The sequence below is a fragment of the Streptomyces sp. NPDC028314 genome (assembly GCF_055565795.1).
Map to the genome: position 1 here is coordinate 1 of NZ_JBVHTP010000023.1, position 12,917 is coordinate 12,917.

A 12,917-nucleotide genomic window follows, 5' to 3' on the forward strand; every position below is an offset into this window, starting at 1 on the left:
GGCCGGAAGCAACGGCGCCGCAGGCGACCAGCTCAACCGCCCGGCCAGGGCACCGGCCGGCGCTTGAGGCGCCCCGCAGCAGCCGAGCTGCAAACCGCACCCCGCCCGGAACGGGGCAACCCGATCCCCGACCGACGCCCGGCCAGGGCAGGGGCAGCCCGACCCCCGCCCGGCCAGGGCAGGGTCACCCCGGACCCGACCCCCGCCCGGCCAGGGCAGGGTCACCCCGGACCCGCCCCCCGCCCGGCCAGGGCAACGGCCGTAGAGTACGGGGAGGCCGCAGCGTACGAACGGGGGGCGGAGCAGCCGGATGAGCACGTCTACATGGCAGTGGCCGGTCCTGGCCGAGCCCGATCCGCCCCCGCCGCCGCGCCGCAGGCCCGGGCGGGTGCTGGCCGCCGTGGTGTGCGGGGTGCTCGGGGCGGGGCTGGCCGGCGGGGCCGGGATCACCGCGTGGGACGAACACCGCGCCGCGCACCGCCCGTTGCCCGCCGACGCCGCCTACCGCGAGGCCGCCGCGCTCTGGCGGAACGCCCCCGTCGACAGCCTCTTCCCGCCCGTCCTCGACGGCCGCGGCGACGGCCCCGGCGGAGCCGACCGCACCTGGACCCGGACCGCGCTCGCCCCCGACGCCGACTGCCCCTCCGCGCTCAACGCCGAATGGCGGGCGGCCCTGGCCCCCACCGGCTGCACCCGCGTGCTCCGGGCCACCTACACCGACTCCGCCCGCAGCTCCCTGATCACCGTCGGCCTGGTCTTCACCACCGCCGACTCCGCCACCATGGACGGCTTCCGCAACCGGCTCACGGCCCCGCCGGGCTACGGGTTCGCCGACTCCCGGCGCGCCGCCTGGACCGCCACCGTGATCGCCGAGGCCCCCGCCTTCGTGTACGCCGTCTCCGCCTTCGCCGACGGCCGGGTCCTCGACGCGCCGCAGCCCGCCGAGGAGGCCGTCCGGCAGGCCGCCACCGGGGTCGTGGCCGAGTCGGGCCTCGGCCATGCCGCCAAGTCCGTCGCGGTGAAGGTGGAGCGGAGCGTCGGCGCCCTGGTCGTCCCGCCCGCGTCGCCGGAGCCACAGCCGGAGTCCGCGCCATGAGCCGAGCCCGTACCGCGTCCGCGGCCCTCGCGCTGGCCGCCCTCCTCGCCGGAGCCGCCGCGCAGCCGGCGGCCGCCGACGCCATCCGGGACCGCCAGTGGGGCCTGCTGGCGCTGCGCGCCGAGGAGGCCTGGGGCACCACCCAGGGCAGCGGCATCACCGTCGCCGTGCTCGACACCGGCGTGGACGCCACCCACCCCGACCTCGCCGGCCAGGTGCTCGAAGGCACCGACCTCGTCGGCATGGGCGCCGGCCGCGGCGACCGGGCCTGGGCCCGCCACGGGACCGCCATGGCCAGCATCATCGCCGGCCGCGGCCACGGCCCGAACCGTGGCCAGGGCGTCCTCGGCATCGCCCCGCAGGCGAAGATCCTCCCGGTCCGGGTGATCCTCGAAGAAGGGGACCCGGGCCGCGCCAAGGCCCGGGACAGCAAGGCCGGAGCGCTCGCCGAGGGCATCCGCTGGGCCGCCGACCACGGCGCGGACGTGATCAACCTGTCGCTCGGCGACGACAGCGAATCCGCCCACCACGAAGGCGCCGAGGACGAGGCCGTCCAGTACGCCCTCGCCAAGGGCGTGGTGGTGGTCGCCTCGGCGGGCAACGGCGGCGAACGCGGCGACCCCACCTCCTACCCGGCGGCCTATCCGGGGGTCATCGCCGTCACGGCCGTCGACCGCAAGGGCCGCAAGGCCGACTTCTCCACCCGCCACTGGTACGCCACCGTCAGCGCGCCCGGCGTCGACGTGGTGATCGCGGACCCGGACCGCTCGTACTACGAGGGGTGGGGCACCAGCGCCGCCTCGGCGTTCGTCTCCGGCACGGTGGCCCTGGTCAAGGCCGCCCATCCGGGTCTCTCCCCGGCCCAGATCAAGAAGCTGCTGGAGGACACCGCCTCCGACGGCCCGGCCGGTGGCCGCGACGACTCCCGGGGCCACGGCACGGTCGACGCCGTCGCCGCCCTCCAGGCCGCCGAGAAGCTGCGCCCCGAGGCGCTGGTCCCCGCACCCGTCCCGGCCGGCGCGCGGTACTTCGGCCCGGGCCCCGACCCGGTCCGCCCGCCGGAGCGCGAGGCGCGGCTCGGGGCGCCGGAGGCGGCGGTCGCGGGGGTGGTGCTGCTCGCACTGGCCGGGGTACTGGCCCGGCGTCCGAGGCGTCCGCGGCGGGATAGGGTCGGTTAACTGTGGCGAACAAGAACATTCCCGACCCCGGTTTCTCCGACGACGACGGCTCCGCCGACCCGGCACTGAGCGCGGCCCTGGCCGCCTGGGCCCAGGACCGGGCGCGGGAGCCGCAGGTACTGGCCGCCCTCAAGGGCGCCCGCCTGCTGGTGCCGGTCGTCGCGATGCTCGGCGAGGTCGAGACGGACCCGGAGACCGGGCTCAAGCGCGAGAAGACCAGCGACATGGCCGTCCCCACCCTGACGGCGGGGGACCGGCGGGCGCTGCCCGCGTTCACCTCCATCGCCTCGCTGGCGCTGTGGGACCCGGCGGCCCGGCCGGTGGCGGTCCCGCTGCACCAGGCCCTGGCCGCCGCCGCGCACGAGAAGGCCGACACGATCGTCCTCGACCTGGCCGGCCCGGTCCCGTACCAGCTGACCGGCCCCGCGCTGCTCGCGCTGGCGGAGGGCCGCACCGACGCGGGCCCGCTGGCCGATCCGGCCGTGCGGGAGGCCGTACGGGCCGCCGTGGCGGCGGAGCCCGCCGTCCTGCGCGCCCACCTGGTCCCGGGCGGCGGGGAGACCGACGGCACCCTGGCGATCGTGCTGGAAGCCGGCGCCGAGGCCGCCGTGGCCGCGCGCCGGGTGGCCGGGGCCATCGCGGCCGACGAGACCCTGCGGGGCCGGCTGGTGCGCGGGCTGGACCTGGCGCTGCTCCCGCCGCAGGCCCCGGCCCCGCCCGGCGAGCCCCTGTTCACCCGCTGAGGCAGCGAAAAGGGCCGGGCCGGCCCCAGGAAACCCTGGGGCCGGCCCGGCCCTTTTCGCGGCTGCGCCGTTACGAGAACAGCCGTTACGAGAACACGGGACCCGTGAACTTCTCGCCCGGCCCCTGCCCCGGCTCGTCCGGCACCAGCGAGGCCTCGCGGAAGGCCAGCTGGAGCGACTTCAGGCCGTCGCGCAGCGGAGCCGCGTGGAAGGAGCTGATCTCGGTGGCGCTCGCGGTGACCAGGCCGGCCAGGGCCGTGATCAGCTTGCGGGCCTCGTCGAGGTCCTTGTGCTCGGAGTCCGGCTTGTCCAGGCCCAGGTTGACCGCCGCGGCGCTCAGCAGGTGCACGGCCACCGTGGTGATCACCTCGACGGCCGGCACGTCCGCGATGTCGCGGGTCATGGCGTCGTAGTCGGGGGCCTGGTCGGCCTCGGTGGCGGGGGTGGGGGTCGCGTCAGTCATGCCTCACACGATAAGCCGGGCCGTGCCGCCCGCGGACCGGTCCTCCGGGTGAGCGGACCTGGCGCGCAGTGCTATATTGGGTTAACGACCGGCCGGAGACGTATGTCCCCGGCCCACAAGTGGAGGCTCCGATTCTCCCACCTGACTGCCCTCCGGGGCGGCGGGTCACCGGTCAGGCGGCATCCATCGTTCCGTACGGACGATGGAAAGCTGCCCGAGTCTGCGCCCCGCGGTTCGCACGCGGCGGTGCTCCGGTTGTTTTGGAGCCCCTGCCTGTGCCCGGCGGGGCTTTTTTCATTCTCCGCCGCGGTAGGTCTGACGACAAAACGTCAGCGGCTGTCTGCCAGACAGCCGTGTGGTGCTACCGAGGAGGATCCATCAGCACCGAGCCCCGCATCAACGACCGGATTCGCGTTCCCGAGGTACGACTCGTCGGTCCCAGCGGCGAGCAGGTCGGCATCGTGCCGCTTGCGAAGGCGCTTGAGCTTGCGCAGGAGTACGACCTCGACCTGGTCGAGGTCGCGGCGTCCGCACGCCCGCCGGTCTGCAAGCTCATGGACTACGGCAAGTTCAAGTACGAGTCGGCCATGAAGGCCCGTGAGGCGCGCAAGAACCAGGCGCACACGGTCATCAAGGAAATGAAGCTCCGGCCGAAGATCGACCCGCACGACTATGACACCAAGAAGGGTCACGTCGTTCGGTTCCTCAAGCAGGGCGACAAGGTCAAGATCACGATCATGTTCCGTGGTCGCGAGCAGTCCCGGCCGGAACTCGGCTACCGACTGCTGCAGCGCCTCGCTTCGGACGTCGAGGACCTCGGGTTCATCGAGTCGAACCCGAAGCAGGACGGCCGAAACATGATCATGGTCCTCGGTCCGCACAAGAAGAAGACCGAGGCGATGGCCGAAGCCCGCGAGGCGCAGGCCGCCCGCAAGGCCGAGCGCCAGGGTGTCGCCCTCACCGACGACGAGGCTCCTTCCGAGGACGCCGTCGAGGTGAAGGAGACCGAGGTCGCCTCTGCCGAGGCAGCCTCCGACGAGGCAGACACCTCTCACGAGGCACCTGCCGAGGCCTGATTCCGGGGCAGCCCGTCTCGGATCACCGACACAACATGACGCTCCCGTGAGCCGGTCCCGAAAAGGACCGGTGGGGGCGCCACCGACGAGGAGATAACGGCGCTATGCCGAAGAACAAGACGCACAGCGGTTCCAAGAAGCGCTTCAAGATCACCGGCTCCGGCAAGGTGCTCCGTGAGCGCGCCGGCAAGCGCCACCTGCTCGAGCACAAGTCGTCCCGTGTCACCCGCCGCCTGACCGGCACCGCGGAGATGGCCCCCGGCGACGCCGCGAAGATCAAGAAGCTTCTCGGCAAGTGATGTTCTCCGCTCCCGCGCCGGGAGCGGATGAGCGTCAGGACCGGGACCCCATCGAATTCGGGCCGTGTGAAGACAACCACGGCCCCGCTACAAGGAGTTAAAAAGTGGCACGCGTCAAGCGGGCAGTAAACGCCCACAAGAAGCGCCGGGCGATCCTCGAGGCGGCCTCCGGCTACCGCGGTCAGCGTTCGCGCCTGTACCGCAAGGCCAAGGAGCAGGTCACCCACTCGCTGGTCTACAACTTCAACGACCGCAAGAAGCGCAAGGGCGACTTCCGTCAGCTGTGGATCCAGCGCATCAACGCCGCTGCCCGCCAGAACGGCATGACGTACAACCGCCTCATCCAGGGTCTGAAGGCCGCCAACATCGAGGTGGACCGCAAGATCCTCGCGGAGCTGGCCGTCAACGACGCCAACGCGTTCGCCGCGCTCGTCGAGGTCGCGCAGAAGGCCCTCCCGGCCGACGTCAACGCCCCGAAGGCCGCCGCCTAAGGCCTTGGCCGGCCGCACACCGCAGTCGGCACCCACGGACCCGCAGGCCACACGCCTGCGGGTCCGTGTGCTTTCGCCCCGCGACGCCGGGGCGGGACCTCGCGCAACCCCGCCAGCACGCTGGCTCCGACCCGCCCGGCCCGTACGCCGGCGGCCGTCCGGAGCCGCGCTCCGGACCCCGAGAGAGAACCGCAGACACATGGGCACCCCCGAGCTGATCTCCCCCCGATCCACCCGGGTGGCCGCCGCCAGGCGCCTGGCGCGGCGAAACTTCCGCACCAAGGAGCGCCGGTTCATCGCCGAGGGCCCGCAGGCGGTCCGCGAGGCCGTAGAGCACCGCGGTCCGGGCGGCGCCTCGACCCTGATCGAGCTGTTCGCCACCGTCGAGGCCGCCGAGCGCTACGCCGACATCGTCGAGGCCGCGCTGCTGGCCGGGGCCCGCGTGCACTACGCCGACGACGAGGTGCTCGCTGAGGTCTCGCAGACCGTCACCCCGCAGGGCCTCGTCGGCGTCTGCCACTTCCTGGACTCCCCCTTCGAGGACATCCTCAAGGCCGGTCCCAAGCTCGTCGCCGTCCTCGCCCACGTCCGCGACCCCGGGAACGCCGGAACCGTGCTGCGCTGCGCCGACGCCGCGGGCGCCGACGCGGTGGTGCTGACCGACGCCTCCGTGGACCTGTACAACCCGAAGTCCGTACGGGCCTCCGTGGGTTCCCTCTTCCACCTCCCGGTCGCGGTCGGCGTACCGGTGGAGCAGGCCGTCGAGGGGCTGCGGGCAGCGGGCGTACGGATCCTCGCGGCCGACGGGGCCGGTGAGGACGACCTGGACGCCGAGCTGGACGCGGGCACCATGGGCGGGCCCTCGGCCTGGGTCTTCGGCAACGAGGCCTGGGGCCTGCCGGAGGAGACCCGGGCGCTGGCGGACGCCGTCGTACGGGTGCCGATCCACGGCAAGGCGGAAAGCCTGAACCTCGCCACGGCCGCCGCCGTGTGCCTCTACGCTTCCGCGCGTGCACAGCGGGCGCCCGGAGGGTGCCGCTCCGTGACCCCCAGCTAGTAATGTGGCGGCCCGGGGGGCCCACTGCGCTACTCGGAGATGTGGGGTACGGGGACATGACCGTCGGTACGAACAGCTCGCCAGCGGCCGTCGAGGCGGCCGGGCCGCCGCCCCGGCCCGCCCGCGCGCCCCGGGCTGGCGGACAGCAGGCCCGCCCGCCCCAGGCCCCGCCGCACGTGGTCCCCGCCCAGGCCGGCCCCGCGCACGGGGGACCCGTAGAGCCGGGGAACCCGCGCGAGGAGCCGCCCGCGGCCGGGGCGCCGTCCGAGTTCGCAGGCCCGGGGATCGACCCCGACGACCTGCCGGACGGGCTGGTCGTCGCCGACCACACCGGGCGGGTCATCTGCTTCAACTCCGCCGCCGCCCGGATCACCGCCCTCGCCGCCCGCGAGGCGCTCGGGGCGCGGATCGACCGGGCGCTGCCGCTGGAGGACCTCGAAGGCCGCCGCTGGTGGGCGCTGACCGACCCGTACGGGGGCCTGGCCACCCGGCGCGGACAGCCCGAGCGGAACCTGCTGCTCCCGGGCGGCCGCGAGGTGCTGGTCTCCGCCCGCTACGTACGCACCCACCCCACCGGCCCGCTGCGCCGTCTCGTGGTCACCCTGCGCGGCACCGAGGCCCGGCGGCGCACCGAGCGCAGCCACGCCGAGCTGATCGCGACCGTCGCCCACGAGCTGCGCTCCCCGCTGACCTCGGTCAAGGGCTTCACCGCGACCCTGCTCGCCAAGTGGGAGCGGTTCACCGACGACCAGAAGCGGCTGATGCTGGAGACCGTCGACGCCGATGCCAACCGGGTCACCCGGCTCATCGCCGAGCTCCTCGACATCTCCCGGATCGACTCGGGTCGCCTGGAGGTGCGCCGCCAGCCGGTGGACCTCGCCACCGCCGTCGGCCGGCACGTACAGGCCCTCACCGCGAACGGCCAGGCACCCGAGCGGTTCCTCGTCCGCGTCAGCCGCCCGCTGCCCGATCTCTGGGCCGATCCGGACAAGATCGACCAGATCCTCGGCAACCTTCTCGAAAATGCCGTGCGGCACGGTGAGGGAACGGTCACCATCGACGTATCGCCGACCACCTTCGCGAATGCCGCGGGGAAGACCGAGGAAGGAACCGCCGTCACCGTGACCGACGAAGGGCCCGGGATCCCCGAAGAGTCGATGGGCCGCGTCTTCACCCGCTTCTGGCGGGGCAGCAAGCGCGGCGGCACCGGCCTGGGCCTGTACATCGTCAAGGGCATCGTGGAGGCCCACGGCGGCACCATCGCGGTCGGCCGCGGCCCCGGCGGCGGCGCCGAGTTCCGATTTATCCTGCCCGTCGCCGCCCCGGCCTACCTCACGCAGTAACCCTGCGGGACGTCTCGCCAGGCGGCCCACGGGCCCCTTCACCCCCAGCGACCTTTAGACTCGTCCTTTGGCACCTTTGTGTCCTTGTGTGGAACGTGTCGGTCGAGACTGCCGAGCGTCGCGCGGGGTCCACCAGCCAGCCATCGGAAGTACGGGAAGAGATGTCGGCACCGAACAAGTCGTACGACCCTGTCGAGGTCGAGGCACTGAAACCGGAAGAGATCGAGCGCATGCGGGACGAGGCGCTCGCCGCCTTCGCGTCCGCCGGCGACCTCGACGAGCTCCGCGAGGCGAAGACCGCGCACATGGGCGACCGCTCGCCCCTGGCGCTCGCCAACCGCGAGATCGGCGCCCTGCCGCCCCAGGCCAAGGCCGAGGCGGGCAAGCGCGTCGGACAGGCCCGCGGCGCCGTGAACAAGGCCTTCGGGGCCCGCACGGTCGAGCTGGAGGCCGAGCGCGACGAGCGGGTGCTGGTCGAGGAGGCCGTGGACGTCACGCTGCCCCACGACCGGGTCCCGGCCGGCGCCCGGCACCCCCTGACCACGCTGATGGACCGCATCGCGGACATCTTCGTGGGCATGGGGTACGAGGTCGCGGAGGGCCCCGAGGTCGAGGCGGAGTGGTTCAACTTCGACGCCCTCAACTTCACGCCCGACCACCCCGCGCGCCAGATGCAGGACACCTTCTTCGTCCAGGGGCCCGAGGGCACCGAGGGCGACGAGTCCGGCGTCGTGCTGCGCACCCACACCTCCCCGGTGCAGGCGCGCTCGCTGCTGGAGCGCAAGCCCCCCGTCTACATCGTCTGCCCGGGGCGGGTGTACCGCACCGACGAGCTCGACGCGACGCACACCCCGGTCTTCCACCAGGTCGAGCTGCTCGCCGTGGACGAGGGCCTGACGATGGCCGACCTCAAGGGCACCATGGACCACATGGTCCAGGAGCTCTTCGGCGAGGGCACCACCACGCGCCTGCGCCCGCACTTCTTCCCGTTCACCGAGCCGTCCGCCGAGATGGACATGCAGTGCTACGTGTGCCGCGGCGAATCGGTGGGCAACCCCGACCGCCCGTGCCGTACCTGCTCCAGCGAGGGCTGGATCGAGCTCGGCGGCTGCGGCATGGTCAACCCGAAGGTGCTCGTCGCCTGCGGTGTGGACCCGGAGAAGTACAGCGGGTTCGCCTTCGGCTTCGGCATCGAGCGGATGCTGATGTTCCGGCACAACGTTGAAGACATGCGAGACATGGTCGAGGGTGACGTCCGTTTCACCCGGCCGTTCGGGATGGAGATCTGATGCGGGTCCCGCTTTCTTGGCTGCGGGAGTACGTCGACCTGCCCGCGGGGGAGACCGGTCGTGACGTGGCGGCCAAGCTCGTCGACGCCGGCCTCGAGGTCGAGACCGTCGAGCAGCTCGGCGCCGGGCTCAAGGGCCCCCTCGTCGTCGGCCAGGTGCTGACCATCGAGGAGCTCGAGGGCTTCCGCAAGCCGATCCGTTTCTGCACGGTCGACGTCGGCCAGGCCAACGGCACCGGCGAACCGCAGGAGATCGTCTGCGGCGCCCGGAACTTCTCCGTCGGCGACAAGGTCGTCGTGGTCCTGCCCGGCGCGGTGCTGCCCGGCGACTTCGCGATCGCCTCGCGCAAGACGTACGGCAAGACCTCGCACGGCATGATCTGCTCCGGCGAGGAGCTGGGCATGGGCGACGACGGCACGCACGGCATCATCGTGCTGCCGCCGGAGCACGAGGTCGGCACCGACGCGATCGAGCTGCTCCAGCTCGTCGACGAGGTCCTCGACATCGACATCACCCCGGACCGCGGCTACTGCATGTCCATGCGCGGTGTGGCCCGCGAGGCCGCCACCGCCTACGGCCTGCCGCTGCGCGACCCGGCGCTCCTCGACGTGCCCGCGCCGAACTCGTACGGCTACCTGGTCAAGATCGACGACCCGGCCGGCTGCGACCGCTTCACCGCGCGCACGGTGACCGGCCTCGACCCCGAGGCGCGCTCCCCGATCTGGCTCACGCGCCGCCTGCAGAAGGCGGGCATGCGCCCGATCTCGCTCGCCGTGGACATCACCAACTACGTGATGCTCGAGCTGGGCCAGCCGCTGCACGCGTACGACCGCTCGCGCATCGACGGGGCCATCGGCGTCCGCCGTGCCGAGCAGGGCGAGAAGTTCACCACCCTCGACGGCGTCAAGCGCACGCTCGACGCCGAGGACCTGGTGATCACCGACAACAGCGGCCCGATCGGGCTCGCCGGTGTCATGGGCGGCGCCAACACCGAGATCGCCGACTCCGTCACGGACCCCGAGACCGGCCAGGTCACGGGGACCACCGACGTGGTCATCGAGGCCGCGCACTTCGACCCGGTGTCGATCTCGCGGACCGCCCGCCGCCTCAAGCTCTCCTCCGAGGCCTCCAAGCGCTTCGAGCGCGGTGTCGACCCGCAGGCCGCCGCCGCGGCCGCGCAGCGCACCGTCGACCTGCTCGTGCTGGTCGCGGGCGGTACGGCCGAGGCCGGGGTCACCGAACTCGTCGCCCCGGGTGCCCCGCGCACCATCGCGATGAGCGCGGACCACCCGGACCGCGTCGCGGGCATGGAGTACGGCCGCGAGACCGTCGTGCGCCGTCTCCAGGAGATCGGCTGCGACGTCTACGGCCAGGACGAGCTCGTCGTCACCGTCCCGTCGTGGCGGCCCGACCTCGCCGCGCCCAACGACCTCGCCGAAGAGGTCATCCGGCTGGAGGGCTACGGGAACCTCCCGTCGACCCTCCCGCAGGTGCCCTCCGGCCGCGGCCTGACCGCCCGGCAGCAGCTGCACCGCCGGGTCGGCCGCGCGCTGGCCGGCGCCGGCTACGTCGAGGCGCTCAACTACCCGTTCCTGGGCGAGGGCGTCTTCGACCAGCTCCAGCTGGCTCCGCACGACGCGACCCGCCAGGTCGTCAAGCTGGTCAACCCGATCTCCGACGAGGAGCCGGCGCTGCGCACCACGCTGCTGCCGGGTCTGCTCGGCGCGCTGCGCCGCAACGACAGCCGGGGCAGCCACGACCTCGCGCTCTTCGAGACCGGTTCGGTCTTCCGGGCCGCCGCCCAGCCGGGTGTCGCCGTACGGCTGCCCGTCGACCGGCGTCCCACGGACGAGGAGATCGCCACCCTGAACGCCGCCCTGCCCGCTCAGCCGCGGTACGCCGCGGTCGTGCTGGCCGGTGCGCGCGAGCAGGCCGGCTGGTGGGGCAAGGGCCGCCCGGCCGACTGGGCCGACGCCGTCCAGGCCGCGCGTGCGCTGGCCGCCGAGGCCGGCGCCGAACTGACCGTGCGCCAGGGCCAGTACGGCCCCTGGCACCCGGGCCGGTGCGCCGAGCTGCTCGTCACCCTGGACGGGGTGGAGACGGTCATCGGCCACGCCGGTGAGCTGCACCCGCGCGTGGTCAAGGCGATGGGCCTGCCGGCCCGCACCAGCGCCATGGAGCTCGACCTGGACCGCCTCGCGGCGGCCGGCGGCGAGCCGGTGCAGGCGCCCCGGATCTCCTCCTTCCCGGTGGCGACCCAGGACGTCGCGCTGATCGTGGACGCGTCGGTGCCCGCCTCGGCGGTCGAGGACGCGCTGCGCAAGGGCGCCGGCGAACTGCTGGAGTCCCTGCGGCTGTTCGACGTGTTCACCGGTGAGCAGGTGGGCGAGGGCAAGAAGTCCCTCGCGTACGCGCTGCGCTTCCGGGCCGCCGACCGCACGCTGACGGCCGAGGAGTCCACGGCCGCGCGCGACGCGGCGGTGGCGCTGGCCGGCGAGCGGACGGGCGCGGTGCTGCGGGGCGCGTAACCGCATCGCAGAGAAGGCCTGTTGAGGGGCGTGTCCGGAGCACCGGACGCGCCCCTCACTCGTTCGGGTGAGAACCCTGGTGACCCGTATGCGCTGCTCCGGCCGGTCGACACAATCATTGCGGCCGAGGGGAGGCCGCGACGATGAACACGAGCAGGGAGATGCCCCGGCTGGGCCGGGTGTGCGTCCTGGCCTGGGGCGGCGCCGCGGTGTCCTGGGAGCTGTCCTCCCCGGGGCGGCTGGTGCCGAGCCTCGCGACGTGCGCGGCGTTCCTGCTCCTGGCCACCGGCTGCGCGGTGCACATCCGGCGGGGGCTGGTGGCGGAGCTCCGCCGCTCCCAGGAGATCGCGGGCGCCGCGCAGCGGGCGCTGCTCAGACCCCTGCCGGGGCGGATCGAGGGGCTGGCGCTGGCCGCGGCGCAGCTGTCGGCGACCCGGGGTGCGGTGGTGGGCGGGGACCTGTACGAGGTCGTGCCGACGGGGTACGGGGTGCGGGTGGTGATCGGGGACGTACGGGGGCACGGGCTGCCCGCGCTGGGCGCGGCCGCGGCGGTACTGGGGGCGTTCCGCGAAGCGGCGTACGACGAGCCCGCGCTGGGCGGTGTGCTGCACCGGATGGAGCGGGCGCTCGGCCGGCACGTCCGTGACCGGGCCCGGGCCGAGCACCCCGCCACGTGCTCCGCCGAGCCGGAGTCCCCGTCGGCGGAGGAGTTCGTCACGGTGCTGCTGCTCCAGATCGCCGAGGACGGGGCCGTGCAGGCCCTGAACTGCGGCCACCCGTGGCCGTACGTGCTCCGCCCGGCGGCGGCCGCGGACCCCGCCCCGGAGCCCGATCCGGTGCCGGAGCCCTGTGGGGCCGTCCCCTGCCCGCCGTCGCGCGCTGCACGGGGCGCCGCCCGGACGCGTGCCCCGTGGGCGGGCGAGCGGGACACCGCGCTGCGCGCCCTGGGGCCCGCCGGGGCGGAGCGGGGCTCCGCGCGGCGGGAGACCGATGTGCGCGCCCTCGACGGGGCCGAGCCCCTGCCGCCGCTCGGGGTGATACCCGTACCCGAGGTCCCGGCCGCGCGGGAGTGCGGGCAACTGCGGCCCGGCGAACTGCTCGTGCTGTTCACCGACGGCGCGGAGGACGCCCGTGACGACGCCGGGCGGTTCTTCGACCTGCGCGGCGTCCTCGCGCGGGAACCGGCGCTCACGCCCGCGCGGCTGGTCGCGGGCGTGCACGCCGCACTGCTGCGGCACACCGGCGGACGACTCGCCGACGATGTCGCCCTGCTGGTGCTCCGCAACGACCGTTAGGCCACCGATCGCGCGCACCGGGTCCGGTGGAGGGACCCGGTGCGCCATCGGCCCGGCCC

The 12,917-nt window shown here is 73.9% G+C and carries 12 protein-coding genes; 11 read left to right on the forward strand and 1 reads right to left on the reverse strand.

Annotation, left to right across the window (positions count from 1 at the left end; genetic code table 11):
- Positions 1-310: 310 nt before the first annotated feature.
- The 3 genes from ACZ4TG_RS35945 to ACZ4TG_RS35955 are packed head-to-tail and all read left to right on the forward strand — an operon-like array spanning position 311 to position 3,017.
- Positions 311-1,096, forward strand: a complete 786-nt coding sequence (locus ACZ4TG_RS35945; protein ID WP_468171867.1) for a hypothetical protein — start codon at positions 311-313, stop codon at positions 1,094-1,096.
- A complete protein-coding gene (gene mycP, locus ACZ4TG_RS35950) occupies positions 1,093-2,274 on the forward strand; it encodes a type VII secretion-associated serine protease mycosin (RefSeq protein WP_468171870.1) in 1,182 nt (393 codons plus the stop codon). Before ACZ4TG_RS35945 ends, mycP begins: the two co-directional genes overlap by 4 nt.
- Positions 2,275-2,276: 2 nt before the next feature.
- Positions 2,277-3,017: an SseB family protein gene (locus ACZ4TG_RS35955; protein ID WP_468171873.1), complete on the forward strand. Its 741-nt coding sequence runs from the start codon at positions 2,277-2,279 to the stop codon at positions 3,015-3,017.
- A gap of 85 nt (positions 3,018-3,102) precedes the next feature.
- Here ACZ4TG_RS35955 and ACZ4TG_RS35960 read toward each other — a convergent pair whose 3' ends face one another.
- Positions 3,103-3,480 carry a DUF1844 domain-containing protein gene (locus tag ACZ4TG_RS35960; RefSeq protein WP_468171876.1) on the reverse strand — a complete coding sequence of 126 codons (378 nt, stop codon included), beginning with the start codon at positions 3,478-3,480 and terminating at the stop codon, positions 3,103-3,105.
- A 353-nt stretch (positions 3,481-3,833) separates the two neighbouring features.
- On the opposite strand from ACZ4TG_RS35960, the gene infC reads away from it, so the two are divergent.
- The 8 genes from infC (at position 3,834) to ACZ4TG_RS36000 (ending at position 12,858) form a co-directional block, all read left to right on the forward strand.
- The gene (gene infC / locus ACZ4TG_RS35965; RefSeq protein ID WP_468172210.1) at positions 3,834-4,556 is read left to right on the forward strand and encodes a translation initiation factor IF-3; all 723 of its coding nucleotides are present in this window, start codon (positions 3,834-3,836) and stop codon (positions 4,554-4,556) included.
- Positions 4,557-4,660: 104 nt separating this feature from the next.
- Positions 4,661-4,855: a 50S ribosomal protein L35 gene (rpmI, locus tag ACZ4TG_RS35970; RefSeq protein ID WP_030387121.1), complete on the forward strand. Its 195-nt coding sequence runs from the start codon at positions 4,661-4,663 to the stop codon at positions 4,853-4,855.
- A gap of 104 nt (positions 4,856-4,959) precedes the next feature.
- Positions 4,960-5,346 (forward strand): 50S ribosomal protein L20, encoded by a 387-nt coding sequence (gene rplT, locus ACZ4TG_RS35975; RefSeq protein WP_007263143.1) that lies wholly within the window; start codon positions 4,960-4,962, stop codon positions 5,344-5,346.
- Positions 5,347-5,545: 199 nt separating this feature from the next.
- The gene (locus ACZ4TG_RS35980; protein ID WP_468171879.1) at positions 5,546-6,403 is read left to right on the forward strand and encodes a TrmH family RNA methyltransferase; all 858 of its coding nucleotides are present in this window, start codon (positions 5,546-5,548) and stop codon (positions 6,401-6,403) included.
- Positions 6,404-6,459: 56 nt separating this feature from the next.
- Positions 6,460-7,746 carry a sensor histidine kinase gene (locus ACZ4TG_RS35985; RefSeq protein ID WP_468171882.1) on the forward strand — a complete coding sequence of 429 codons (1,287 nt, stop codon included), beginning with the start codon at positions 6,460-6,462 and terminating at the stop codon, positions 7,744-7,746.
- Positions 7,747-7,907: 161 nt separating this feature from the next.
- Positions 7,908-9,035, forward strand: coding sequence for a phenylalanine--tRNA ligase subunit alpha (pheS, locus tag ACZ4TG_RS35990; RefSeq protein WP_468171885.1), 1,128 nt, complete (start codon positions 7,908-7,910; stop codon positions 9,033-9,035).
- On the forward strand, positions 9,035-11,563 hold the full coding sequence (pheT, locus tag ACZ4TG_RS35995) for a phenylalanine--tRNA ligase subunit beta (protein WP_468171888.1): 2,529 nt from the start codon (positions 9,035-9,037) through the stop codon (positions 11,561-11,563). The genes pheS and pheT overlap by 1 nt, the downstream gene beginning before the upstream one ends.
- A gap of 143 nt (positions 11,564-11,706) precedes the next feature.
- Positions 11,707-12,858, forward strand: a complete 1,152-nt coding sequence (locus tag ACZ4TG_RS36000) for a PP2C family protein-serine/threonine phosphatase (protein WP_468171891.1) — start codon at positions 11,707-11,709, stop codon at positions 12,856-12,858.
- The last annotated feature ends 59 nt before the right edge of the window (positions 12,859-12,917 follow it).